Genomic DNA, 26,739 nt, shown 5'->3' on the forward strand with positions numbered 1-26,739 from the left:
TCAAAACCAAACCTTAACATATGTTCCTTTATTAGCTCATGATTGGCTATTGTTGACATTCCCGTATCCAATATCGATACTACCCGTCGACACAATTGTTCTTATTTAACGCATTATTTCTAGGTAGGTAAATCAGGGTTGGATAGTCTAGATTTAGACGGTTGGTGTTTTACATAGCCAAGGTGTTCATCCATTTCAGCGTTAAGCGCTGCTTCAACGGTCATCTTTTTCAACACTTGCTCTAATTCGTTTTTGCATTATGCCCTCCATATTTGGCTAGAATACGGCTTACTAACGCCAAATGGAGACAAAGCGATAAAAGGAAAAATGTTCAGATAAATGGAGCAAGCATGTTTCCAGCTTGCTCCCACGACCTATTCAGACGTAGATTCTTCAACTTCCGCGTTCATCTTTTCAGGCTTTTTGAGTTTTATTTCCCGATCCGCCGAGGCGATGGTTTCTTTACGGTGTGCAATGATCACTCGGGTAATTTTCAAGCGTGATACGGCCTCATTGATATCCTCTTCCAAACCGGTATCTAAGTGGCTGGTGGCTTCATCCATAAAGAGAATTTTCGGGTCTTTATACAGTGCACGCGCGAGAATTATCCGCTGCTTTTGACCACCTGATAGACTCGATCCCATATCGCCAATCAAGCTATCATAACCCATCGGCATTTGGCTGATATCGTCATGAATGGCAGCGAGTTGTGCACAATACACCACTTTTTCCATATCTATTGGCGTATCAAAAAATGCGATATTGTCAGAAACAGTACCTGACAACAGCTCATCGTCCTGCATCACCGCAGCGATTTGCTGGCGATATTGGCGCGCACCTATCTGCTCAAGCGGTACCCCATCAATGAGGATTTCTCCACTCTTTGGCTTGTTCAGCCCCAACATCAACTTTAATAGCGTCGATTTACCACAACCAGATGGGCCTGTAATCGCAACCGATTCCCCAGCTTGTATCGTCAAGTTAAGATTATCTAGAACCAACGATGTTGCATCAGAATAAGAGAAGGAAACGTTTTTGACTTCAATTTTTCCCTCGACTGTATGACGACGGAACTGATCAGGCTGCAATTCTTCCTTTTCGGTTAATGCGATGTCAGCAATACGGTCGAAGTGCAGACCCAACATTTTAAATTCAATTAGTTTTTCAATCAGGTTGGCGGTTTTGTCCATAAACTGACGTTTATAAGACATAAAGGCAAACAACATCCCAGTACTAAAACCACCAGCAATAACGAGGTGTGCAGCCAAATAAACCACCACAATGTTTTCAATGCCGAATAACGCACGGTTAATCGCATCATAGCCAATTTGGAAGTTACCCAAACGAATGTTTTGATTAATCGCGCTAGCATAACGGTTTTGCCACTGCCCTTCGCGTTTTACCTCAGAGCCAAACAGCTTTATGGTTTGAATACCACGCACGGTCTCCATGAAGTTGGAGTTTTCCTCTGCGCGCGCCATGATTTCTTGTTCGCTGATATTACGAAACGGTTTATACATGGCAATACGCACACCAGCGTAGGCACACACTGCAACCAGTACAACGGCAGATAACACGGGACTGTAGAAAAAGATCATCGCCAAAGTCACAATCGCCATGATACCGTCAATAATGGCTTCAATTACCCCCGTGGTAAGCAGCTGCTTGACTTGTTGTAAGGAACCAAATCGAGAAACCACATCACCCATGTGACGCTTTTCGAAGTACGATATTGGTAGCCGGACGAGATGGTGAAATAGGTTAGCACCGAGCTGGATGTTCATTTGGTTACCGAAGTGCAGTAACGTAAAGCCCCGCAGTGCATTGGTTGCAATCTCGAAAATCAACACCAAGAAAAAACCTGCGGCAAGTACGGTAAGCAAAGAGGTGTCACTCGACAAAATAACGTCATCGATCACTAGCTGAATATAATAGGGTGAAGCAAGCGTGAACACCTGCAACAGAATCGACAACATAAAAATCAGTATCAATGAGCGCTTCAGCCCGGTAATACGACTCCAGAAATCAGAAAAACGCAGACTTGGTTTTTTCTCAACCTTTTCGAATTCTTTTGTTGGTGTAAGCTCCAATGCCACACCGGTAAAGTGCTTTGATGCTTCAGCTAAGGTGAACGTACGTTCACCTTTGGCTGGGTCGTGGATCACAATGCGTTTCTCATTGGCTTTTTTCAGCACCACAAAGTGATTCATATCCCAATGCAAGATTGCTGGCGTTTGTAGTGCGTCGAGGTCTTCTAGCTCTATTCGCAGTGGCCGAGAAGTTAAATTTAGCTTCTCAGCAAAGTGCATTATGTCGAGTAGCGTCGCACCTTCAATTGAAATATTAAAACGTTGGCGAAGCCGTGTTAAGTCTGTGTGGTGTCCATGATATCCAGCCACCATAGCAAGGCTTGCAAGGCCACATTCAGCAGCTTCCGATTGCAAAATAATTGGCAGCGACTTACGTGACCAAAATTCTAATTTACTGACCACAGATTGGTTTTCTACTTCCATACCCTATCTTCCGTCCTATAACTGCCCTTTAATACTAAACACGGGATCGAACAACCACCTCAATAGCGAACGCTCTTCAACCACAATATCCGCTTCCAATGTCATACCGGCACGCAAAGCGGTTTCTTTTCCATAGGCCTTAACGGTTTGGCTGTTCAGTGCCACGACAATACGATAAGCGGGCTCTTTAATTACTCCCGGAATAGAGGTTTCTTCCGGTAAAATAACACTGCTGCTCAACTGGATAACCTGCCCTTCATAAATACCAAATTTTTCATAAGGAAAGGCATGGTATCTCAGTTTAGTAGGTTGGCCTTCTTTGATGAATCCAAATGCTGAAGTAGGGACATACACCACCGCCTGCATCTCGCTATTTTCTGGTATCAACGTCAGTAAGTGCTGACCTTGATTGATATTTTTTCCGACTTTAGCCAGCAAGCCAGTAACAACTCCCGACTTAGAAGCGCGAATTTCCCCTAACCGCTGCTGTTCGATAGAAGAAATTTGAATTCTCAGATCCGCACGTTGCGACTCCAACTGGGCCATCCGCGTTTGCTGCTCTATAGGCATTTTAGCCAGTTGATTAGTCAGGTTTTTAATCTGTGATTGAAGCGCTATACGCTCAGATTGAAGGGACGATGATTGCTGTTGCAAAGACAGCAGAGTGTCTTTTTGTCTTTGTAATTCCAGTTCAGAAATATAACCGGTTCCCTGCAAAGTCGCTATTTGTGTCACTAATTCTTCATTGAGCTTTAACCGCTTGGCGAAAGTCTTTGCTTGATTCTCGAGCTCGACCAGCTTGTCTTTGGCGGTTTGTAGTTGCTCCTCCAAATCAGAAAACTCAAGTTTATGTTGCGACTTTAGCTGCTCAATTTGTTGATTCAAACTATTCTGCTGAAAGCGATATTGGGTCAACAAAGCTTGGTTCAGCTCTGCACTTTCTGTGCTGTGTTTCGCCGAAGCAATCCGCAGCAAAGGTTGACCAGCTGTTACATATTGACCCTCTTTGACCAATATATCAGACACAACGCCGGCTTGTATTGCCGACACCCGCAATAACCCACCGCTTGGTTCAATAACGCCTGATACGCGTTCCTTACGGGTATAGTTACCTAGTGATAAAAACACGAGGCTAATCAATACAACCACAAGGATAAGCAAAGCTAACACTTTGAAAACGGGAGGTTGTATTAAACTAATCGTGCCTTCTAGCCGATGCTGTTTGTGTTCCAGCACTTCACGGCGAAATAAATTTTCCATGGCTTAATCAATTATTCGTTTAATAAAAATCTTTTTTCGGAACAACAATGTAACACGCAGACGTTCATAAAGAAATAACGTTAGTTGTACTTATTCAACGCAATATTCACATTGTTTTGTAAGCGTTTTCATATTAAGAAAAAATGGCCACCTGAACGGCAGCCATTTTAATAAAACGATACAGCGAAAAGCGTTACTTCTTGGTCGGACGTTGCCACCCCTCTAAATTACGCTGTTTACCTCTGGCAACTGCAAGCTGTTGATCAGCAACGTTTGATGTGATTACCGAACCGGCGCCAACCGTCGCGGTATGACCAATTTCAACCGGTGCAACTAGTGAAGAATTAGAACCAATAAACGCATTATCACCGATAATAGTCTTTGACTTATTCACACCGTCATAGTTACAAGTGATTGTACCCGCACCAATATTGACCTTTTCACCGATTTCCGCATCGCCTAGGTAGGTCAGGTGGTTCGCTTTTGACCCTTTGCCCAGCCGTGACTTTTTCATCTCGACAAAATTACCAATGTGCGAGTCTTCTTCCATAATTGCACCCGGTCGAAGCCGAGCAAACGGGCCTAAAGTACAGTTGTCGGCAACCTGTGCATCTTCAATTAACGTGTTTGCTTTGATAACCACACCATTACCGATTTTACAGTTTTTCAGCACGCAATTTGGTCCAATCACTACATCATCACCAATCTCGACTAGGCCTTCAAAAATCACGTTCACATCAATTTGTACGTCTTGTCCAGTCGTAACTGTACCGCGCACATCAATCCGAGCGGGATCGGCCAAACTCGCGCCATTGATCATTAAGCTCTCAGCTTGCCATTTTTGATACGCGCGCTCCAAAGCAGCAAGTTGTACCCGATTATTAGCACCTTCAACTTCCATCACTTCATCTGGCTGCGCCGAAGTTATTTCAATCCCCTCTTGATGTGCCATGGCGACAATATCTGTGAGGTAATATTCACCTTGCGCGTTATCGTTAGACAACTGACTTAACCACTTTTTTAGCAGTTTGCCGTTCGCAGCCATAATGCCCGTGTTTATCTCGCTGATACGTAACTGCTCAGGTGTCGCATCTTTTTGCTCAACAATCCCAACCAACTTACCATTTTCGCGCAGCATGCGCCCATAACCAGATGGATTGGGGACGTCCACGGTTAGCACCGCAAGCCCTTCAGCAGGGGTAACATCAAGTAGACGCTGTAACGTAGATTGCTTCGTCAGCGGAACATCACCGTATAAGATCAAGACGGTATCATCGTCAGCTATTTGTTCTTGAGCAACCGCCACTGCATGTCCAGTACCTAATTGCTCAGCCTGATGGACCCAATTTACTGCATTTTCTGCCAAGGCTATCTGTAGCTGCTCAGCGCCATGGCCATAGACCAAGTTTGTAGCTCTCGCTCCCAAGGCTATGGCATTGTCTATAACATGCTGCACCATGGGTTTGCCTGCAATCGAATGCAGTACTTTCGGCAGTTTAGATCGCATGCGGGTGCCTTTACCCGCAGCTAGGATGATTGTATTTAATGGCATGAACACAGGATCCTTATTCTTGTGTCAGTTAATCTCGCGCATTTTTCAATTTTTTAAGGCTTTAATATTGTCACGTCATTGTGCACAACAAGACCGAGTTGGAAGGCAGACTCAAAAAACATACTCGATGCAAATTGCGCGATATTGTAGCGGGATTTTCAACCATTAGTAAGTGCTGCAAACAGGGAGTCAATGGCAATCAGACGGTGAGTGGTGAACTAACATACGCAAAGCACCTTCGCTATGTTTTGCTTGTCACTTCACGAAAAAGAAATATCTGTTTCAAAACAAAACGTTGATTCGATAGAGTGGCAAGTTAATCACCTTAGAATAGGAAAAAAATCCTTTTTCCAAATATCAATCCTTCATAAGATTGATTCCTTCCCCAAAACTGGTTTCCTTCATTGTTATTAGTTAGTTTCCTTCTAAGATTCAGTTCCTTGACATTTGTGTTTTCAATTTCCTTGGTTTTTTATTTCTTCTTCCTGAAGAGACAAACCTAGGTAACCAACTGCCACACAAAACAGTTAGATGTAAATCCTTTTACACAAGACCTTCCTTGAAACTGGTTCTAACCGCCACAAAGCGGTTAGCACATTTAAATGGGTGCGTATTCAGGACTCGCTGACTTTGCCATTAACGCTTCACGTTGTACTGGGTCAAACCACGGAGATTCTTCTTTGGGGATCAGTCCAGAATCAACATATTGTTTCATCGCTAAGCCACGCTCGGTGAATAGGCGATTGACCAAGTTAGGTTCGGCTTCAAGCCAATAGTCTGGAAACTGAACTTGTCCAAGACTAAAGCGACTGGTGTCTTGTGGGTCGTGCGCTTGATAATCCTCAACAACCAATTCGAATACACCGTGATCAAACGGGTCTCCGGATGCTTTTTCTTTTAGGAAAAATCGCTCTTGTTTGCCTCTTACTGCCATTTTGATTGCTCGGTGATGGCAATAAGGATTATTACCGCGTTTTCCAAAGAACACGTGAGAGGTCCAATTACATCCACCTCGACATACCTTGGCAAATTCACAGCTGGCACATTCGCCCCATAGATGTTTGGTTCTGTCTTCTGGCTTATTCACATCATTGAACCTAAGCTCTGGGGTATTTTCGTAGATGTCTTTTAAGCTACGCTCTCGGATATTACCGCCGGTGTAGGCGTTGGTTGGTAAAGACGGACAACCTTTGATACTACCGTCGGCTTCAATCCCTAAGGTATTTTGTCCTGCGCCACAACCGCGATAAAACGCCCAATCAGAGTTTGTCACTTTATTGTCTCTGAGTTGACGCTCGAAAGGTCCAAAGTAGCCAATATTATTACCAGCTTGAACTGATATTCTATCTTTTTCACCGCGCTGTGATAGATAGTTAAGCATTGGAAATACATCCAATAATTCATAGGGTTGTAGCAACATGCCATCATTGTCTGCAGCGTTGCCCATAGGCACTGTTAACTGCAACTGCCACGCTCTTGCGCCAACTTCAACTAGTTTTTCATAAATCAGAGGTAACTGAGTTGCCGAATAGCGATTAATCTGGGTATTACAACCTACGCTGATCCCGACATCTCTCAGTCTTTGCATGGTAATAAAGCACTGTTTCCAAGCGCCAGGTTTACCACGCAATAAATCATGTTCTTTTTCTAATCCATCGATAGAAACTGAAACCGCAGAGATACCGGCTTGTTTCATTCTTTTCGCCGTGCCTTCAGAAATTCCGAAGCCACCCGTCGTCATTGTCGCTTTCATGCCAAGACGTGTAATTTCAGAAGCTATCATCAACCAATCTGGTCGCATAAACGCTTCACCGCCAATTAAAGAGATTTCTTCGATGCCCAGGTCAGCCATTTGCTGGACTAAGTCCAATGCTTCGGTAGTGGTTAATTCATTAACTCGACTATCTCCAGCCCTCGAGCCACAATGGCTACAGGCTAAATTGCACTTTAAGGTGATCTCCCACACCGCGTAGGTCTGGCGCGATAACGTATTTACTTTGATTCCTGCGCCTTCCAAATTTGCTGACATAACTGAACCGCCTCTTAATTATTGACAAAGTTGGTGGTACAAACTGCGTACCACCTGAAATCTCAACACCAACAATTGTTGGTAGTGAAATTAGTACTCTAGTGGTGGATCAATGATCACGCCGTATAGAGGCTGTGGGCATAGTTTCCAGTTACAAGGTGCAACTACGTCACCACGGCTCACGCCACCTTCAACTTTTTCTAGAAGTTCTTTTGCTTCAGTTACGTCGTGTAGATCTTGATATTGTTCTTTCATTTTCATTTTCCTATACAAAACTGTGTAATACGGCATCGCCGTATGCTTTTAAAATACATATACAAGTTTTGACTACCGTTCCTAAAATGTAATCAATGAAATTCAAAATGTTGCTTTTTAGTTAAAAGCTTACATAATGAAAGTCGGCATACCTATACATGCTACTGATAGAGAGTCTGTGAGAGTCGCATTTCCAGCTCTCTATCACTCACTACATTGAAGCCGATTCAGCACGCAACCGCTTAACAATGCCAAAGTCCAATCTCGCACATCACTAAATACAAACACTGCACCGGGCTTCACGTAGCAAGTGATTTGTATAATGTGGGTAAAATCAAAACTAATCAAATCAGCGGAAAAATATAAATAGCAAACAAATTCAATCACTTAACCTTTATAATTACTAAGAGATAAGCTTATTTTATTGAATCAATATGGATAAAAGACGCTTTTTTAACAGCGAAGAGAAGTCACTTAGATGGTAATGTTTTAGAAACAAAAAGGTATCAGTCATTACGTTATATGAGGGTTAAGAAAGACGCATTGGGGTCTCGCTACTATGTCAAATTTTTTGCTATTGATTACGTACCAACTTCAGGCCAATTTTGATATACCACTCTATATTTGAGCAGGCGAGCTCGCAGCCTAGAACATGTAGTCATTTAATCCCGTATTAAGCCATACCAAGTTAATGCCTTAACCAAGGTAATAAATAGCAAGGCTAACCGGTAGATATTAATAGATGCTTTGGGCCGCTATGGCGTTTGAATAAACGACTCGAGAGTCATTATCACTTGCGCTAGTTATTGGCTAGCAACCACTTTAACAACATAACGAAAACCAACTAGCGTTAAGCAATGACAAAGTCTTCGGTATCTGAGGTATCAACAAAAACTTCATTGTCTATATTTAATACAATCGGTTGCTTTTTCTCGACATACTGCGTTCTATTCTCTGCTAACACGGGCTTCTCTATTTCCACAGCCAAACCTGCACGAAGCTCGACGACTCTATCTGCGCTCGCAATCGTTTCTGGTCGGTGAGCAATAATGACTCTGGTAATATCTAACGCTTTGACCGCATTATTGACAATACTTTCCAAGTTTGTATCTAGGTTACTCGTTGCTTCATCCATAAACAGTATTTTGGGTTCACGATATAACGCTCTGGCAAGCAACACACGTTGTATTTGCCCTCCAGATAATGCTGCTCCCATATCTCCAACCAATGTGTTGTAACCCATAGTCATACTTTGAATATCTTTATCAACGGCTGCGATTTTTGCCGCCCATTTTACTTTTTCCATATCCAAAAGAGGATCAAAGAAGGAAATGTTGTCAGCGATAGAGCCTGACAATAGCTGGTCATCTTGCATTACCCCTGCAATTTGCGACCTAAATGAACTTAGTCCAAGTTGACGAATATCAGTACCATCAACCAATACCTTACCGTCATCAGGTTCAAATAGTCCCAGCATAATCTTTAATAAGGTCGTTTTACCACAGCCCGATGGGCCGACTATTGCGATAGACTCCCCTGGTTCGATATCAAGGTTAAAGTTTCTAAATATCGGCTCTTCCTTTTGACTATAGCGATAAGCAATGTTTTTTAGGGTTAATTGTCCCGTGAGTTTTCGGTGACTACCATCGCCACAAATATGTTGCTCTTTCTCAGTCAGTGAAATGTCACCAAGGCGATTGAAATGCAAATTTAGCATTTTAAACTCAATCGCTTTTTCTATAAGACCTGCTGTCTTATCGATAAATTGTCGTTTATAAGCCATAAACGCAAATAGCATTCCGATGGTTAAGTCACCATCCATCACAAGCAACGCTGCGATATAGACTACAAGTACATTTTCCAATCCGAAAATGACTTTGTTTAACGCTGCATATCCGATATTTAGATGACCGACTCGAATTTCAGAGTTTAGGCTATCCGCATATTTGTTGTGCCATACACTTTGCCTTTGCACTTCTCGACCAAACAACTTTATCGTTTGAATGCCTCGCACTGTTTCCATAAAGTTCGACTGCTCACGGGCCGAGTTAACAATCATCTCTTCTGAAGTCTGTCGAAGCGGTCGATAAAGCGCAATTCTTACACAGGCATATAAACAAATCGCCATCATTACAACGGCACTTAATTTCGGGCTGTAGATGAATATCATGACCAAAGTCGCTAACGCCATTAGCCCGTCAATAAGTGCTTCGATAACGCCTTGAGTCAGCAGCTCTTTGACTTGCTGCAAAGAACCAAAACGTGACACCACATCGCCAATATGGCGTTTTTCAAAGTAACGTAATGGTAATCTGATCAGATGGTAGAACAGGTTAGCGCCAAGCTGAATACTCATCAGATTACCAAAATGCAGCAACAGAATACTCCGCACCGCATTGGTGATCATTTCGACAAACATCAGTAAAGCAAAACCAATCGCTAATATAGCTAATAGGTTTTTGTCGTAACTTAATACCACTTCATCCACGACCAATTGCATATAATAGGGCGTCGCTATTGCAAACACCTGAAGCAGTAAAGAAAGAATAAATACTTTCACTAACGCTGATTTAAAGCCGGTCACTTTACTCCAAAAGTCCGACAGCTTTAAGTTCACTCTGGAGTCTTCCGATCTAAACTCCTCGGTCGGCGTTAATTCAAGCGCAACCCCAGTAAAATGTTTCGAAAATTCGCTAACACTGTATTTGCGAACTCCAATAGCAGGATCGTGGATCTCAACAGTGTTTTTGGATACGCGTTTCAATACAACAAAGTGATTGAGGTCCCAATGCAAAATACAGGGAGTTTTGAGTTTATGTAGGTGTTCAAGTTCTAACCTTAATGCACGACAGCTCAATTTAAGTTTGTCTGCAATTTGCATTAGCTCTTCTAGATTTGAACCTTTTAACGATATTTCATGCTGCTGTCTAAGCGTTGTTAAGTCCGTTTTATAGCCATAGTAGGCTGCGACCATTGCTAAGCTAGCAAGTCCACATTCCGCAGCTTCACTTTGCAAAATAACAGGTAAGCGTTTAGCCGCACTGAACTTTAACAAATGCATTGGATTTTCCATTACATGCTTCCCTTTATGCTATACAACGGTTCAAACAACCATTCAAACAAACTTCGACTATCCACTAATACATCGGCTTCGAGTAACATTCCTGCTTGTAAGGGAATCTCGTTGCCATAGGCAGATACGGTTTGTGAGTCTAACTTCACAACGATTTGATAGACAGGTTCAACCAAGGAGACCGGCACCTGAGCTTCTTTTGGCAGCAAAATTGATTTAGAAACCGAACTGATCTTTCCCTCATAAATTCCGAATCGTTGGTAAGGAAAAGCTTGAAAGCGGATCCGCGTGGTTTGATCAGGTTCCAAAAACCCATAGGCGCGAGTAGGAACAAAGAGTATGGCTTCAAGCTCTGAATGTTCAGGTAATACCGTCATTACCGGAGTTTGTTGTGTCACCACCATACCTGGTTTAATCTGGATATTAGTCACTTTACCTGCGCGTTGACTGATAATGTGATAGCTTTGTTGGCCTTGATACTGACGGATCTGTCTATTGATATCAGATAACTCTGAATGCAGATCGGCCAGTGTTTCTTTGTGTCTTACAGGTTGTTGGGTCAGCTCAAAATGCAATTCACTCAATTGTTGTCTCAGCCGAACTTCCTGAGACATTAAATCTTCTTGCTGTTGTGACAAAGCAAGTAAGTTGTCTTTCAAAATGTCTACATCCTGTTGTGATGCAAACCCTTTTTCTATCAACGCCTGCATATCTACAACGCGATTCTGACTAATTTGAATTCGCTGCTCTAGTAAAGTGAGTTGCTTTTCGGCTTTTTGTAATTGAAAGTCTGTACTTTTTATTTGCGCGTCTAATTTTTCTTTGTTTACTTCAAACAGTGCTGATTGATTCTTTAAGCTATCTTTTAACAAACTTTGTTGTTGCTCTAGTTCAACTAGAATAGAAGTATTGAGGTCGTCTCCAGATGTCAAAACACGGTCTATTTTTACTCGAGCTAAGACTTCCCCTTTCGAAACCAATTGTCCCTCTTCGACAAACAGTTGATCAATGACGCCCGCATCGGCAGCATAAATTTTGCTTATCCCTTGAGCTGGACGAAGGTAACCTGAAACGACTTCTTTTCTTTGATAATCACTAAGAAATAAATAACTACCACCTAATAAAACAACCAGTACGATCACCGCAAGTATCCAATTGAAGGAAACATGCGTTGCGATACATACTTCACCATCAAGCTTGTGGCCCTGATGAGAGATGGCCTCCTTTCTAAATAGCTCAAACATCAACCACGCCTTGGTAAACCTGCACTATTGTGAATTTTCCAGCTATTATCTTCATTCACAAAGGTATGAATGTTGGTACTGGTGTATTCATTTTTTTTGTCATTACTCTCGATGCAAAACTTCAATCCATCTCGCACAATCAACACATCATCTTGCTTCGACAAAACGCTGACTTCTAGTAAGGTAAGTGTCAATTCATACTGCTGCCGCATAGCTGAAAACTGCTGTTTAGTACTTTGCAATAAAGGGGAATCAGTACAGAAAAACACATCCAGTTTTTCGAGATCATCCTGACTTAATATACGATAATACTCTTCGAAATATTCGCGCAACGTCATTGCTGTCCTACACATATACCGTTATTTGAAACAAGCGGCAGTATTACACAGTTTTCTGGGATATAGAAATAGCGACATAAACAACATATCCATATAAATCAATAAATAAAGTATAAATAATATGAAATGGTATGATGATTATTTGAGAAGGTAGGTTATCAACGCAATTAAGGGAACTCGGGCCAATGTGAGACAAAGCGATAAGTAACATTAGCCCAATGTTTAGACATACAATTTACATCTTTGTCTGGTCCTTTGTTGTATCATCATAGGTACCAGTATCATTACACAATTTACTATTGTTAGATACGACAGAACCGACCGTACCCTGACCCATTCCATATACTTTAGCAAGGTCTTGATTGTTTAATTTTTTAAGCTTTTTCTTTTTTAGTGAGAGCTTCATAACGTTTCCTTTATAGGTAAAACAGAATAAAGCAATTTTGTGTTTTTTTTAATAAAAGTGCAAGGGCTGAAAACTTAGATTATATGACTAAAACCTAAGCGCGTACGTTTTTCAAAAAGACCTTAGGTGTAAAGCTATTAAATCTGTCATAGTTCATTTTTTCTTAGCAAGAAGACACTGTTATTCTTCGCTCTCGCAAATACGGCAATAAAGTGCTGCGCCTTGGAAACTTGTTTTACATTTAAAAATAATTCTCTACCATCATGATGGTGAACCAGCTCTTTCGTCATTGTAGTTGGGTCTATCTTATAAATTGCCTTTAAATCTGAATAAATTAAACTACCATGGCGATATGAGGGCTTCGCAAAAGTGTACTCTATTGGTAATTTTTCACCTTCAAATTGGCCTGATATTAAATTATATTTAGATAACTGACTTAAGGTATCTTTAACGAAACATACTTCTAAATTCATACAGCCAAACCATACTACATCATTTATAGGCAACAATTGTTGTGTTTCATCAATTTGATCGAGTATCACTGCATAGTTTTGCGTATCGTCTTTGAGGACTACAGCTAAGTGCCGCTCATCTATTGCCGAAATAGACAATACTTTGTTGTCAAAGCTCACGGATTTAATGAGTTCAGCTGTATGAGAGTAAATATCTATACTCTTATTTTTTCTGACATAAATATGAGTTCCTGAAGGACTACTTTCGACCTGATAGCCTCGGTTTGGGAACGAAGCCTGCTGTGCGATTTCACCTTGAGAGTCATACCAAGTGAGATCAAATCGCTCTATATGTGCTTGCCCAGATAAAGTTATATAATGGCCAGTTAACGCGGATTCTGTTACATCAATAATAAAATCGTTATTATGAAAGTAGATATTGCTATCAGAAACAATCCCCGAGTAAGTTTTACCGTCCCCATCCAAAGCGATAAAAACAGAATCGGTTAACGCATCGATAGAACGATAGATCCCTTCGGTCTTCTTTTCGACTACTTCTACAACTCGCTTTTTAGACTCATCAAATTTAACTAGTGCTTGCTTTTTGTAGTCAAACCAATACAAGAACTGTGCTATTTTTCTGAAGCTAAATAAAGCATCAGGTGTTCTCGTTACCAAAGTTTGGAAAGAACCTTCTATATCTGTGTAAAATATATCGGTATATCCTCCCTGTATTCGCGAAAAATACACCCGTTTCGACTCTATATCGTAATGTAAAAGTTCATCTCCGTATGAGGTCATATTGGGTGAAGAGATACGATATTCTACTTCTCTGAGTTGATCGTAAACGTAGATGGCTAAAATTTGCTGCCTACCTCTGTAGCCACTTTTTTCATAAACAAAGTAGCGTCCCTCGATTTCGATCAACCTATTCATATACTCATCACAGGGTAAATCTATCACTTCATCTGTGCCAGCAACATAATCTCGACGAAAAATATGGCAATTGTCACTGTTATCCAATTTTTTATAGAAAAGATCTTTACCTGCACTTGCAAACCCCAGAGGAGTTAGCAGACTATCTGGAAATGAGAAACGGTAGATTTCACTACCTAAAAGCGAACGCACAACAATGGATTCTTTGTCTTCTTCGAAGACGGTATAAGCGAATACATTTCCTTCAGGGTGAACAGCTAACGACTGAAAGTTCGCTTTTTCCACTGTTAAAATAGATTTTTTATAATCAGTAAACGTATATTTTTCTGGTGTGTATACTGGATTTTCACTTAATAAGTACCATGATACAGTCGCTATGATAAAAGCTACGACTGCGATAGTGAATAATGCGACAAAGCGCATTTTGTTTATTACTTTATCCTTTACAGGAATATCAGGCTGCTCATTTTTAACTACTGATTCTGATTGAGTATCATGAAGTACTACCTGATGATCTACTGCAAGGCTATACCCTTTTCGGTAATGTGTTTTAATAATAACGCCTTTGTACTTCTCAGACTTTAGTACTTTACGAAGTTCTGACATGGCGCGGTTGATAGCGTTATCATCAACATAATGTTGACACCATACGTCATCAACTAAATCTTGGCGGGTAACGATTTGATCAGTATTGAGAAGTAAATAGCACAACACTCTGTATAACAGAGGTTCTAGTTCGCGTTCGCTGTCTCCATCAGAGATGGTCTGCTTCTTTGGGTCCAGAGTCCATGCAGCAAACTTGACTTCTTTTACAGCTCTGGAGAAGTTAACTTCTTTCATAAACGCCACATACTTTTCTATTAAAACTAGTCATCAACGACAGACTAAGTCAGTTATTGGTAATATACACTATCAGGTTATATGAGACCAATGTATTAGTAAAAGAAACAAAATATTAAGTTGATGAATTTTATAGAATAAATACTTAATTTCTTGCTTTTTTAGGCCAATTATACACCCTTCAACAAAACATATTTGTTCAAATATGTAGCGATACGTAGATTCATAAACTTACAAAATAAAAAACCCACGCTGTGTGCGTGGGTTTTTAAACCAGATAGGTGGCTGCTTATTTTCGCAGCTGGCGTAGAAGACGTAGCTGGGCAAGGGCTTCTTCAAGCTGTATAGCAGCACGCTGGTAATCCAGCTCGCCAGCAGTGCCTGAAGCCAATTGCGCTTCCGCCTCACGTTTAGCGTCTTCAGCTGCTTGCTCGTCTAGTTCTTCCGCACGAATAGCAACGTCTGCTAGAACCGTTACTGTTTTGGGCTGAACTTCAAGCGTACCGCCGGCAACATAGATAACTTCTTCAGAGCCATCAGCTTTAACCAAACGTACCATACCAGGTTTTAGGCCAGTCAGTAGTGGTGCGTGACCTGGGTGAATACCAAGTTCACCTTCACTACCTGTCACTTGAATCGTAGCCACAGCACCAGAGAATAGATTCTCTTCTGCACTTACTACGTCAAGGTGTACTGTCATTGCCATAACAACCTCCTAATTACATGTTTTTAGCTTTATCGATCGCTTCGTCGATTGAGCCAACCATGTAGAATGCCTGCTCAGGCATATCATCGTATTCACCGTTTAGGATACCCTTAAAGCCAGAGATTGTGTCTTTAAGAGATACGTATTTACCAGGTGCACCTGTGAATACTTCAGCTACGAAGAATGGCTGAGATAGGAAACGCTGGATTTTACGTGCACGAGATACAACTTGCTTATCTTCGTCAGAAAGCTCGTCCATACCTAGAATCGCGATGATGTCTTTTAGTTCTTTATAACGCTGTAGAACTGTCTGAACGCCACGTGCAGTGTCGTAGTGCTCTTGACCGATAACTTGTGGGTCAAGTTGACGTGATGTTGAATCTAGAGGGTCTACCGCCGGGTAGATACCTAGAGATGCGATATCACGAGAAAGTACTACTGTCGCATCTAAGTGAGCAAACGTTGTTGCTGGAGATGGGTCAGTCAAGTCATCCGCAGGTACGTATACCGCTTGGATTGAAGTGATTGAACCTGTCTTAGTTGATGCGATACGCTCCTGTAGAACACCCATTTCTTCAGCTAGTGTAGGCTGGTAACCTACCGCTGAAGGCATACGGCCTAGAAGTGCTGATACTTCAGTACCTGCTAGTGTATAACGATAGATGTTATCTACGAAGAATAGTACGTCACGACCTTCGTCACGGAACTTCTCAGCCATTGTTAGACCAGTTAGTGCAACACGTAGACGGTTACCTGGCGGCTCGTTCATCTGACCATATACTAGCGATACTTTGTCTAGTACGTTTGAGTCGTTCATCTCATGGTAGAAGTCATTACCCTCACGAGTACGCTCACCAACACCTGCGAATACTGAGTAACCGCTGTGCTCGATTGCGATGTTACGGATAAGTTCCATCATGTTTACGGTTTTACCTACACCCGCACCACCGAATAGACCAACTTTACCACCTTTAGCGAATGGACATACAAGGTCGATAACCTTGATACCAGTCTCTAGAAGCTCAACTGAGTTGCTTTGCTCTTCGTATGTTGGTGCTGCACGGTGAATAGACCAACGCTCTTCTTCACCGATAGGACCCGCTTCATCAATCGCGTCACCAAGTACGTTCATGATACGACCTAGTGTTGCTGTACCAACTGGAACCTTGATTGGCTCAGCTGTACCTTGTACTGGAGTACCACGACGTAGACCGTCAGTACTACCTAGTGCGATACCACGTACCACACCGCCACCTAGCTGCTGTTGCACTTCTAGTGTCAAACCAGCTAAGTCGCCTTCTGTAACTTTTAGTGCGTCATATACGGCTGGCACGTTGTCTTGTGGAAACTCGATGTCCACAACGGCGCCGATAATTTGGACGACCTTACCTAAACTCATGTCTATTCCTCTTATTAAACTTTGCCGAAGCGTTACACGGCAGCCGAACCGCTCACAATCTCACTGATTTCTTGTGTGATTGCGGCTTGACGTGCCTTGTTGTATACCAGCTGTAGCTCATCAATCAGGCCACCTGCGTTATCAGTTGCGGCTTTCATCGCAACCATACGGGCAGCTTGTTCAGAGGCAGCATTCTCAACTACACCTTGGTAGACCTGAGACTCAATAAAGCGCACTAATAGTGTCTCTAAAATCGCCTCTGGGCTTGGCTCATATAAGTAATCCCAAGCGTGAGCTGATACATCTTCTTCAGCTTTAGGCAAAGGTAATAACTGATCGATAACAGGCTCTTGTTTCATTGTGTTGACAAACTTGTTGTACACAACGAATAAGCGGTCAATTTTGCCTTCTTCGTATGCATTAAGCATCACTTTCACAGGACCGATAACATCCTGAACAGAAGGTGCATCTCCTAACCCAGTCTTTTTGGCTTCTAGTTCACCACCAAAACGTTTAAAGAATCCAGCAGCTTTGCTGCCAAGAGTTGCGAACGTTGCCTCAACCCCTTTGTCTTTCCACGCTTTTGCGTCTCTTACTACTCGTTTAAACTCATTCGAGTTCAAACCGCCACATAGACCACGGTCGGTAGAGATAACAATGTAACCAACTCGTTTCACATCACGTTCTTCAAGGAACGGATGATTGAAATCAAGATTAGCCTGAGCAATACGACCGATCACTTTGCGTAAGTTTTCAGCGTATGGACGACTTGACGCTACGCGTTCTTGTGCCTTCTTCATTTTTGAAGCGGCAACCATCTCCATTGCGCTGGTGATCTTTTGAGTATTCTTGATACTCCCGATCTTGCTTTTTATCTCTTTTCCGCTGGCCATGACTCTCTCTCCGAATCTCGGTGAGTAGTTACCTACTCACCTTAATAACACATTACCAAGTTTGCGTTGCTTTAAACTTCTCAAGAAGCTCTTTAAGCTGTGCTTCGATCTCGGCGTTGTAGTTACCAGTTTCATTGATTTGAGCCATTAGCTCTGCGTACTCGCTCTTCGCAAATGCGATTAGGCTTGCTTCGAAATCAAGAATTTTGTTGATTTCGATATCTTTAAGGAAGCCTTTTTCAACAGCGAACAACGATAATGACATGTCAGCAACAGACATTGGTGCGTACTGTTTCTGCTTCATTAGCTCTGTTACACGCTCACCGTGCTCAAGCTGTGCACGTGTTGCATCATCAAGATCAGAAGCGAACTGAGAGAACGCTGCTAGTTCACGGTATTGAGCTAACGCTAGACGGATACCACCACCTAGTTTCTTAACGATCTTAGTTTGAGCAGCACCACCTACACGAGATACCGAGATACCAGCGTTAACAGCTGGACGGATACCTGCGTTGAACAAGTCAGTTTCTAAGAAGATCTGACCATCAGTGATTGAGATAACGTTGGTAGGTACGAATGCAGAAACGTCACCACCTTGAGTTTCAATGATTGGCAATGCCGTCAATGAACCTGTTTTACCTTTCACTTCACCATTTGTGAACTTCTCAACGTAATCAGCGTTTACACGTGATGCACGCTCTAGAAGACGTGAGTGAAGGTAGAATACGTCACCAGGGTAAGCTTCACGGCCCGGTGGACGCTTAAGTAGTAGTGAGATTTGACGGTAAGCAACTGCTTGCTTAGACAAATCATCATATACGATTAGCGCGTCTTCACCACGGTCACGGAAGTATTCACCCATAGTACAACCAGAGAACGGCGCTAGGTATTGTAGCGCAGCAGATTCTGACGCAGATGCTACAACAACGATAGTGTTAGCAAGTGCACCGTGCTCTTCTAGTTTACGTACTACGTTAGCGATAGTAGATGCTTTTTGACCAACCGCTACGTACACACACTTAACGCCTGTGTCTTTTTGGTTGATGATAGCATCGATAGCTAATGCTGTTTTACCAGTTTGGCGGTCACCGATAACAAGTTCACGCTGACCACGACCTACTGGGATCATCGCATCGATAGACTTATAACCAGTTTGTACTGGCTCATCTACTGACTGACGCTCGATTACGCCAGGTGCGATTTTTTCAACTGGTTCAAAACCGTCATTGTCGATAGCGCCTTTACCATCGATCGGTGCACCTAGCGTGTTAACAACACGACCAAGTAGACCACGACCGACTGGTACTTCAAGGATACGACCAGTTGATTTAACTTTTACGCCTTCTTTTAGGTCTGCGTATGGACCCATAACTACCGCACCTACTGAGTCACGCTCAAGGTTCAATGCGATAGCATAACGGTTGCCAGGAAGCTCAATCATCTCACCTTGCATACAGTCAGCTAGACCGTGGATGCGGATGATACCATCGGTAACAGATACGATTGTACCTTCGTTACGCGCTTCACTTACAACTTCAAACTGTTCAATGCGTTGCTTGATCAGTGCAGAAATTTCTGTGGAATTAAGTTGCATGCTCTTTTTCCCAATTACGATTGTAGCGACGTCGCAAGACGATCTAATTTGCCGCGAACTGAACCATCAATGACGGTATCACCGGCTTTGATAACTAGACCACTTACAAGGGCTTCGTCGATGCTACAATTCAGCTTAACTTTGCGTGCGAAACGTTTTTCAAGTGCCGCGACCAATTTTGCTTGCGCATCATCTGCAAGCACTGTTGCTGAAATCACATCAACATCGATTTCTTTTTCGTAGTCTGCTTTTAGTTCAGCAAACAAGTCTGCAACAGCTGGAATGGCGGCTAAACGCTCATTTTCGGCCATCAGCTTGATAAGGTTTTGGCCTTGCTCGTTGAGTTGTTCTGCACATAGCTTGATAATGATTTCAGCTTGCTCAGACCCTAAAGAGATAGAGCCTAATAAAGTCTGAACCTGTTCATCGCGGGTCACTTGACCTGCGAAGAACAGCATTTCATTCCAAGCTTCAACTGTGCCTTTTTCAACAGCAAGTTCAAAAGCCGCTTTAGCGTATGGGCGAGCGATAGTAGTCAATTCAGACATGCTCATACCCTCCTACTTAAAGCTCAGCGACAAGTTTTTCAACGATGTCACTATGTGCGGCTTGATTGATTTCACGCTCTAAAATCTTCTCAGCGCCAGCGATAGAAAGTGCAGCTACTTGAGTACGTAGCTCTTCTTTTACGCGGTTGCGCTCAGACTCAATTTCAGAGTGTCCCTGAGCAATGATGTTTTCACGCTCTTGTTGACCACGAGTAGTCTCTTCATCAACAATCAGCGCAGCACGCTTCTTAGCTTGTTCGATAATTTCAGCCGCTTGTGCTTTTGCTTCTTTAAGCTGCTCAGCAGCTTTTTCACGCGCAAGCTCAAGATCTTTTTCAGCCTTATCAGAGGCAGCCAAACCATCTTCGATCTTTTTCTGGCGAGCTTCAATTGCATCATTTAGCGGCGGCCATACAAATTTCATACAGAAAAGTACGAATACCGTAAACGCAATTAATTCACCGATTAGAGTGAGGTTAATATCCACAACCACTCCTCCTTAAAATAGTAAGCTGTTCAAAAATTAGAATTAAAGTACGAACAGGATTACCATTGCGATACCAACACCGATCATAGCTACCGCATCGATTAGACCAGCAAGGATGAACATTTTAACCTGTAGTGAAGGCGCAAGCTCAGGTTGACGAGCACAAGCTTCAAGGAATTTACCACCCATGTTACCGAAACCGATAGCGGTACCGATTGCACCAAAGCCGATTAGTAGAGCAACAGCGATAAACTTAAGGCCTAATACTAGTTCCATTTTTTTCTCCAAAGTTTCAATTGTAAATTAAAGTTAAAGTTAATTTTTAAAAAATCTGTTAGTGGTTGTCTGAACTTGCCATGCTTAGGTATACGATTGTCAGCATCATAAATACGAATGCTTGCAATACGATAACCAAAATATGGAATACCGCCCAAATAAAGTGCAGCGGTAACTGCATTAAACCAATTGTACCAATCAAGATGAAGATCAATTCACCCGCATATAAGTTACCAAACAAACGCAGTGCCAATGAGAACGGCTTCGCAACCAAAGCAATGGTTTCAAGTAACAAGTTACAAGGAATTAAGAACAACATACCAATCTTGTTTTTGGTGCTGAACGGATGAAGTGTTAGTTCAGCAATAAAACCACCGATACCTTTGATTTTGATTGAATAACCGATCATCAGAATAAATACACCGATAGCCAGTGCCGCGGTCATATTCACGTCAGTAGTTGGTACAATCTTCATATATACGTCGTGAGAATCTACCCCAAATGCTTGCTCACCGACAAAGCCAGCGAAAGCAGGTAAGAAATCAACAGGAATCAAGTCCATTAAGTTCATTAAGAACACCCAAACAAAGATAGTTAGGGCCAAAGGAGCGATCAGTGCACTTTTACCATGATAGGTATCGCGTACGTTGTCACCAACGAACTCAACTATCATTTCAATAAAGCACTGGAACTTACCAGGAACACCTGTAGTGGATTTTTTAGCGGCACTTCGGAAGATCCATAAGAAAATAAGACCTAAGCCGATTGACCATGCGAGGGTATCTATATTCCATGCCCAGAAACCACTATCCGCACATGCTTTATTGAAGGCTAGACCGGCATCGGTCGAGCACATCTTGGCATTCGTCAAGTGGTGCTGAATATGGCTCGATATAGTAACTTCTTCTGCAGCCATGTTTTATCCCAAAAGTTAATGATTAAAAAAAATAAGGGCGAACCATTGTGCGAACATTACCAGTATATAAGCGCCAAAAAAGGGCAACATAACCACTGAAAAATGCTTAAAAATCAGCGCAAAGAGCACAACAGTTAGCAAAAATTTTAATCCGTTTCCTCGTTTAATCGAGGAATACACTTGATTTGCCTTAGACGCTCCCATAAATCGGAATGCATAAACGGCAAATACAAAATTAGGGAGTACCATAACCAGACCGCCAGCCAACGCTGAAACGCCTGCTTGTACTCCCCAACCTATGAAAACGATTACTGCAGCTAAAATTGCTACGATACCCTGAATTAATACGCTTTTTAATGCGGCTCGCCGGTATGGGCGGGCTAACGATTGAGTCACTTTATATTAACCTTAATGACATTTAATTTTATCAGGGTATGAAAACTGGCGAAATTATACTTGTTTCTGCCTAATTTGCAACTTGACGGGACAAAATGTGACGTTTTTTAGACGCCACATTCCGTTAAATAGTGAGGGTTAGGAAGGTTCTTTTAAATCTGGGTTAATGCGCCCTAAGATCCCATCCAATTCATCAAGGTTGGCGTAGGAAATAACCAATTTTCCTTTCCCTTTTTGGTTGTAGTTTATTTCTACTTTAGCGCCTAAATTTTCACCAAGTTGTTGTTCTAGCAACTTAACATCTGGATCTTTGGCTTTTGCTTCTTTTTTAGCCACCGGTTCTAAAAGAGTGCGAACCAATTTTTCAGTTTCTCTGACTGTTAGCCCTTTTGCTGCGACAGTGCGCGCGGCATCGGACTGAGCTTCGCCTTCAAGCGCTAATAAACAACGAGCATGTCCCATTTCGATATCGCCATGCTCTAACAAAATTTTTACATCATCATTGAGATTATTGAGACGCAACAAGTTAGTTACAGCTGTTCTCGATTTACCTACAGCTTCGGCGACTTGCTGATGAGTTAGTTCAAATTCATGTAACAAACGATTCAAGGCAATGGCTTCTTCCATTGCATTTAAATCTTCTCGTTGGATATTCTCAATCAGCGCAATAGCGACTGCCGCTTCGTCTGGTACATCTTTAATTACACAGGGTATCGTGTCTAACTGCGCCAACTGTGCAGCACGCCAACGACGCTCACCAGCAATTATTTCATAACTTTGTTGATCAATTTTACGCGCCACAATTGGCTGTAAAATACCTTGCGCACGGATCGAGTTAGCAAGTTCTTCTAGTGCTTGCTCCGACATGTCTTTGCGAGGTTGATACTTGCCAGGCTTGAACCACTCGATAGGAAGTCGTTTTAATTCTTGTTCTTCCGATGATTGAGTCACATAGTCACCCGGAGATACAGAGTCTTGTAATTCCGTTGAGGGAGTAGCAGGTTGCGAAGGTTTAGAAGAACTTAACAGGGCATCCAACCCTCGACCTAAACCACGTTTTTTAACCGACATGTTTTTATTATCCTCTTAAGCAACAGCAGCTTGCTTTTCTTTACGTCTTAACATTTCTCCGGCCAAAGCTAAATATGCTTTGGCGCCGCTAGAAGCTCTATCATAATACATGGCTGGGGCACCAAAACTTGGCGCTTCAGCAAGACGCACATTGCGTGGAATGACAGTGCGATATACTTTATCACCAAAATGCTGTTTTAGCTGCTCCGATACGTCGTTGGCTAAACGATTTCTCGGATCGTACATAGTGCGCAATATCCCTTCAATTTGTAAATTTGGATTTACTAACTTACCCAATTGAGTAATGGTATCCATCAATGCGGTTAATCCCTCAAGCGCATAGTATTCACATTGCATAGGTACCAATACCGCATCGGCTGCAGCCATGGCGTTAACCGTGAGCATGTTTAGAGAGGGCGGACAATCAATAAAAATAAATTCATATTTATCTTGTACTGACTCAAGTGCGTTGCGAAGACGAACTTCACGAGCAAATAGCTCCATAAGCTTCACTTCAGCAGCGGTAACATCGCCGTTAGCAGCAATAAGATGATATTCACCACTAGTTTCGGTACAAATAACTTTGTCTATTGGCATATCTTCAATTAATAAGTCATAGATGGTTGCTACTTCATCATACTTATCAACACCGCTTCCCATGGTTGCGTTACCTTGTGGGTCTAAATCGATCAACAGCACTTTGCGCTTTGTTGCTGCCATAGACGCGGCCAAATTCACCGCGGTGGTGGTTTTTCCTACACCACCTTTTTGGTTTGCTATTGCAATGACTCTTGCCACACTATCCTCGACTATTAATCTTTTGAAAGAATGATCAAATGGCGCTCACCTTCAAGTTGTGGCACCACAAGGTTGATGTCTTGCGACAAACTCACGCCAGTAGGCAGATTTGCTAACTCTTCGTCAGGAAATTGTCCCTTTAAGGCTAAATATACGCCATCGCTATCGATTAAGTGCGAACACCACTGCACCATATCTTGTAATGAAGCAAATGCACGGCTGAGTACCCCGTCTAATTTAACACTTGCTTGATATTCTTCAACACGAGACTGAACAGGTTCCACATTTTCAATACCAAGTGCATGTTTTACTTGCATTAAAAATCGAACACGTTTGCCCAAACTATCTAACAACACAAATTGAATATCAGGGCGGGCGATGGCCAACACCATTCCTGGTAGGCCAGGTCCAGTACCGACATCAATGTAATTTTTACCGCTTAAGTGTGGAGCCACTACCAAAGAATCCATGATGTGTTTAACCATCATTTCTTTGGGATCGCGGACAGAAGTTAGATTATAAGCCTTGTTCCATTTATCAAGCAGCTGGACATAGTCGACCAGCTGCTGTTTTTGATTTTCACTTAGCTCAATATTAGTTTGTGAGAGTAAATTGTTTAATTGCTCTAGTAACACGGTATTCCGTTGCGACTACGCAGACTTGCGCAGTAGCCCTTGCTTTTTCAGATACACTAATAATAGCGAAATCGCAGCAGGGGTGATACCAGAAATACGCGATGCTTGACCAATTGTTTGTGGACGCGCATCAGTTAGCTTGGCAACTACTTCGTTTGACAAGCCGCTAACTTGACGATAATCAAAATCAGCTGGGAGTTGAGTTTCCTCATGACGAAGTTGCTTATTAACTTCATCTAACTGTCTAGCGATGTAACCAGCATACTTGGTTTGGATCTCAACTTGTTCCAACGCTTGGATATTATCGAGATCAGATGCCAATCCTTCAATCTTCATCAGGTCATGATAATTTACTTCAGGGCGACGGATCAGATCCTCTAAACTCGCTTCGCGGGCTAGTGGAGATTTAAGTAATGTATTGACTTGATCTAGTGCTGGATGATCTTTATGGATCCAGGTATTACGCAAGCGCTGTGTTTCTAATTCCATTACTTCTAATTTATTGTTATAAGCAGCCCAACGCTCATCATCAACCAAGCCAAGTTCACGACCTTTTTCAGTTAAACGCAGATCGGCATTATCTTCTCGTAATAGCAGACGATATTCCGCTCGCGATGTAAACATACGATACGGTTCTTTGGTTCCTAATGTCGCAAGGTCATCAATAAGCACACCCGCATACGCTTCATCCCGACGTGGAGTCCAAGCTTCTCGGCCTTGCACTTGAAGGGCTGCATTCATACCAGCAATCAAGCCTTGCGCACCAGCTTCTTCATAACCAGTAGTACCGTTTATTTGACCAGCAAAGAATAAACCGTTAATAAACTTTGTTTCCAGAGACTGTTTGAGATCTCTTGGGTCAAAGAAGTCATATTCAATCGCATAACCTGGTCGACAGATATGCGCATTCTCAAATCCTTTAATTGAGCGGACGATTTCAAGTTGAATATCAAAAGGTAAACTCGTTGATATACCATTCGGATATAACTCATAAGAGGTCAATCCTTCGGGCTCAACAAAGATCTGATGCTTTTCTTTGTCCGCAAAGCGTACTATTTTATCTTCGATAGAAGGGCAGTAACGTGGACCAATACCCTCTATGACGCCAGCATACATAGGAGAACGATGTAAATTCTCACGGATCACATCATGGGTTTTTTCGTTGGTATAGGTGATATAACAAGGGATCTGTTTTGGGTGATCAGAAACCTTACCCATAAATGAAAATACCGGAGTAGGTGTATCTCCAGGCTGTTCCTGCATTACAGAGAAATCAACGGTTCTAGCATCGATACGTGGTGGAGTTCCGGTTTTTAGCCTATCAACGCGAAATGGCATTTCACGTAGGCGCTCAGCTAGAGCGATAGAAGGAGGATCACCAGCTCGGCCACCTTTAAAGTTTTCTAAACCAATATGAATCTGACCACCTAAGAAAGTACCCACCGTTAATACTACGGAATTTGCGCCAAAACGTAGTCCCATTTGTGTAACTACGCCTTTAACTTGATCACCTTCAACAATTAGATCATCACAGGATTGCTGAAAGATCTTTAGGTTTTCTTGATGTTGTAAAGTTTCTTGAATTGCAGCTTTATACAAAGCCCGATCTGCTTGAGCTCGAGTTGCTCGAACAGCTGGTCCTTTAGAAGAGTTTAATGTTCTAAATTGGATGCCACCTTTGTCAATTGCCTTGGCCATCGCGCCACCAAGTGCATCGATCTCTTTAACCAAATGACCTTTACCGATCCCGCCGATCGCTGGATTACACGACATCTGTCCCAGTGTATCCATGTTATGCGTCAATAATAGGGTGTTCATTCCCATACGCGCGGCTGCTAGAGCAGCTTCAGTACCAGCGTGGCCACCACCAACTACGATGACATCAAAATGTTCATGATAAATCATTAACGGGATCCTACTTATAACAACCAAGTCTGTTTTGAAAGGATGGGTATTCTACCTAGAAATATCCAGAAGGGAAATGGTTAAAGTTTATACAAGTCTAAAAAGAGATCACTTAATATATATAAGGATCTTTTTAAAGATCTTTATTGATCTTACTACTACTGCCCAGCATTTCTGTGAATAGTTTCTAATTTCTTACTAGATCCATAGCGTTAGC

At 42.2% G+C, this 26,739-nt stretch carries 23 protein-coding genes; all 23 read right to left on the minus strand.

What is annotated here, in order from left to right; translation table 11 throughout:
- Positions 1-374: 374 nt before the first annotated feature.
- The gene (locus ACSLBF_RS17225) at positions 375-2,513 is read right to left on the minus strand and encodes a peptidase domain-containing ABC transporter (RefSeq protein ID WP_440054567.1); all 2,139 of its coding nucleotides are present in this window, start codon (positions 2,511-2,513) and stop codon (positions 375-377) included.
- Positions 2,514-2,528: 15 nt separating this feature from the next.
- On the minus strand, positions 2,529-3,773 hold the full coding sequence (locus tag ACSLBF_RS17230; RefSeq protein ID WP_440054568.1) for an HlyD family secretion protein: 1,245 nt from the start codon (positions 3,771-3,773) through the stop codon (positions 2,529-2,531).
- 193 nt (positions 3,774-3,966) lie between these two features.
- Complete coding sequence (gene glmU / locus ACSLBF_RS17235; protein WP_440054569.1) at positions 3,967-5,325, minus strand: bifunctional UDP-N-acetylglucosamine diphosphorylase/glucosamine-1-phosphate N-acetyltransferase GlmU; 1,359 nt, start codon at positions 5,323-5,325, stop codon at positions 3,967-3,969.
- 598 nt (positions 5,326-5,923) lie between these two features.
- Entirely contained in the window at positions 5,924-7,354 is a 1,431-nt protein-coding gene (locus tag ACSLBF_RS17240) for a radical SAM protein (RefSeq protein ID WP_440054570.1), read from the minus strand.
- 90 nt (positions 7,355-7,444) lie between these two features.
- Positions 7,445-7,609, minus strand: coding sequence for a hypothetical protein (locus ACSLBF_RS17245; protein ID WP_440054571.1), 165 nt, complete (start codon positions 7,607-7,609; stop codon positions 7,445-7,447).
- Positions 7,610-8,459: 850 nt separating this feature from the next.
- Entirely contained in the window at positions 8,460-10,682 is a 2,223-nt protein-coding gene (locus ACSLBF_RS17250; protein ID WP_440054572.1) for a peptidase domain-containing ABC transporter, read from the minus strand.
- Entirely contained in the window at positions 10,682-11,926 is a 1,245-nt protein-coding gene (locus ACSLBF_RS17255) for an HlyD family secretion protein (protein ID WP_440054573.1), read from the minus strand. The genes ACSLBF_RS17250 and ACSLBF_RS17255 overlap by 1 nt, the downstream gene beginning before the upstream one ends.
- A complete protein-coding gene (locus ACSLBF_RS17260; protein WP_440054574.1) occupies positions 11,926-12,264 on the minus strand; it encodes a hypothetical protein in 339 nt (112 codons plus the stop codon). The genes ACSLBF_RS17255 and ACSLBF_RS17260 overlap by 1 nt, the downstream gene beginning before the upstream one ends.
- Positions 12,265-12,499: 235 nt before the next feature.
- Positions 12,500-12,670 carry a hypothetical protein gene (locus tag ACSLBF_RS17265; protein WP_440054575.1) on the minus strand — a complete coding sequence of 57 codons (171 nt, stop codon included), beginning with the start codon at positions 12,668-12,670 and terminating at the stop codon, positions 12,500-12,502.
- 146 nt (positions 12,671-12,816) lie between these two features.
- Positions 12,817-14,898, minus strand: coding sequence for a winged helix-turn-helix domain-containing protein (locus tag ACSLBF_RS17270; protein WP_440054576.1), 2,082 nt, complete (start codon positions 14,896-14,898; stop codon positions 12,817-12,819).
- A 289-nt stretch (positions 14,899-15,187) separates the two neighbouring features.
- On the minus strand, positions 15,188-15,604 hold the full coding sequence (locus ACSLBF_RS17275) for a F0F1 ATP synthase subunit epsilon (RefSeq protein ID WP_440054577.1): 417 nt from the start codon (positions 15,602-15,604) through the stop codon (positions 15,188-15,190).
- 13 nt (positions 15,605-15,617) lie between these two features.
- On the minus strand, positions 15,618-17,003 hold the full coding sequence (gene atpD, locus ACSLBF_RS17280) for a F0F1 ATP synthase subunit beta (protein ID WP_440054578.1): 1,386 nt from the start codon (positions 17,001-17,003) through the stop codon (positions 15,618-15,620).
- 32 nt (positions 17,004-17,035) lie between these two features.
- A complete protein-coding gene (atpG, locus tag ACSLBF_RS17285) occupies positions 17,036-17,896 on the minus strand; it encodes a F0F1 ATP synthase subunit gamma (protein ID WP_440054579.1) in 861 nt (286 codons plus the stop codon).
- Positions 17,897-17,948: 52 nt separating this feature from the next.
- A complete protein-coding gene (gene atpA, locus ACSLBF_RS17290) occupies positions 17,949-19,490 on the minus strand; it encodes a F0F1 ATP synthase subunit alpha (protein ID WP_440054580.1) in 1,542 nt (513 codons plus the stop codon).
- A gap of 14 nt (positions 19,491-19,504) precedes the next feature.
- The gene (gene atpH, locus ACSLBF_RS17295; protein ID WP_440054581.1) at positions 19,505-20,038 is read right to left on the minus strand and encodes a F0F1 ATP synthase subunit delta; all 534 of its coding nucleotides are present in this window, start codon (positions 20,036-20,038) and stop codon (positions 19,505-19,507) included.
- A 16-nt stretch (positions 20,039-20,054) separates the two neighbouring features.
- Entirely contained in the window at positions 20,055-20,525 is a 471-nt protein-coding gene (atpF, locus tag ACSLBF_RS17300; RefSeq protein ID WP_440054582.1) for a F0F1 ATP synthase subunit B, read from the minus strand.
- A gap of 42 nt (positions 20,526-20,567) precedes the next feature.
- The gene (gene atpE / locus ACSLBF_RS17305) at positions 20,568-20,801 is read right to left on the minus strand and encodes a F0F1 ATP synthase subunit C (RefSeq protein WP_010604143.1); all 234 of its coding nucleotides are present in this window, start codon (positions 20,799-20,801) and stop codon (positions 20,568-20,570) included.
- Positions 20,802-20,859: 58 nt separating this feature from the next.
- Positions 20,860-21,717: a F0F1 ATP synthase subunit A gene (gene atpB, locus ACSLBF_RS17310; RefSeq protein ID WP_440054583.1), complete on the minus strand. Its 858-nt coding sequence runs from the start codon at positions 21,715-21,717 to the stop codon at positions 20,860-20,862.
- A 15-nt stretch (positions 21,718-21,732) separates the two neighbouring features.
- Positions 21,733-22,113, minus strand: coding sequence for an ATP synthase subunit I (locus ACSLBF_RS17315; RefSeq protein ID WP_440054584.1), 381 nt, complete (start codon positions 22,111-22,113; stop codon positions 21,733-21,735).
- Between the two features lie 138 nt (positions 22,114-22,251).
- The gene (locus ACSLBF_RS17320; protein WP_440054585.1) at positions 22,252-23,184 is read right to left on the minus strand and encodes a ParB/RepB/Spo0J family partition protein; all 933 of its coding nucleotides are present in this window, start codon (positions 23,182-23,184) and stop codon (positions 22,252-22,254) included.
- Positions 23,185-23,199: 15 nt separating this feature from the next.
- Positions 23,200-23,982 (minus strand): ParA family protein, encoded by a 783-nt coding sequence (locus ACSLBF_RS17325; protein WP_440054586.1) that lies wholly within the window; start codon positions 23,980-23,982, stop codon positions 23,200-23,202.
- Positions 23,983-23,996: 14 nt separating this feature from the next.
- The gene (gene rsmG, locus ACSLBF_RS17330) at positions 23,997-24,617 is read right to left on the minus strand and encodes a 16S rRNA (guanine(527)-N(7))-methyltransferase RsmG (RefSeq protein ID WP_440054587.1); all 621 of its coding nucleotides are present in this window, start codon (positions 24,615-24,617) and stop codon (positions 23,997-23,999) included.
- 15 nt (positions 24,618-24,632) lie between these two features.
- A complete protein-coding gene (gene mnmG / locus ACSLBF_RS17335; protein ID WP_440054588.1) occupies positions 24,633-26,522 on the minus strand; it encodes a tRNA uridine-5-carboxymethylaminomethyl(34) synthesis enzyme MnmG in 1,890 nt (629 codons plus the stop codon).
- Between the last annotated feature and the right edge of the window lie 217 nt (positions 26,523-26,739).

It is taken from the genome of Pseudoalteromonas sp. T1lg65, assembly GCF_051930985.1.
Classification (GTDB): domain Bacteria; phylum Pseudomonadota; class Gammaproteobacteria; order Enterobacterales; family Alteromonadaceae; genus Pseudoalteromonas.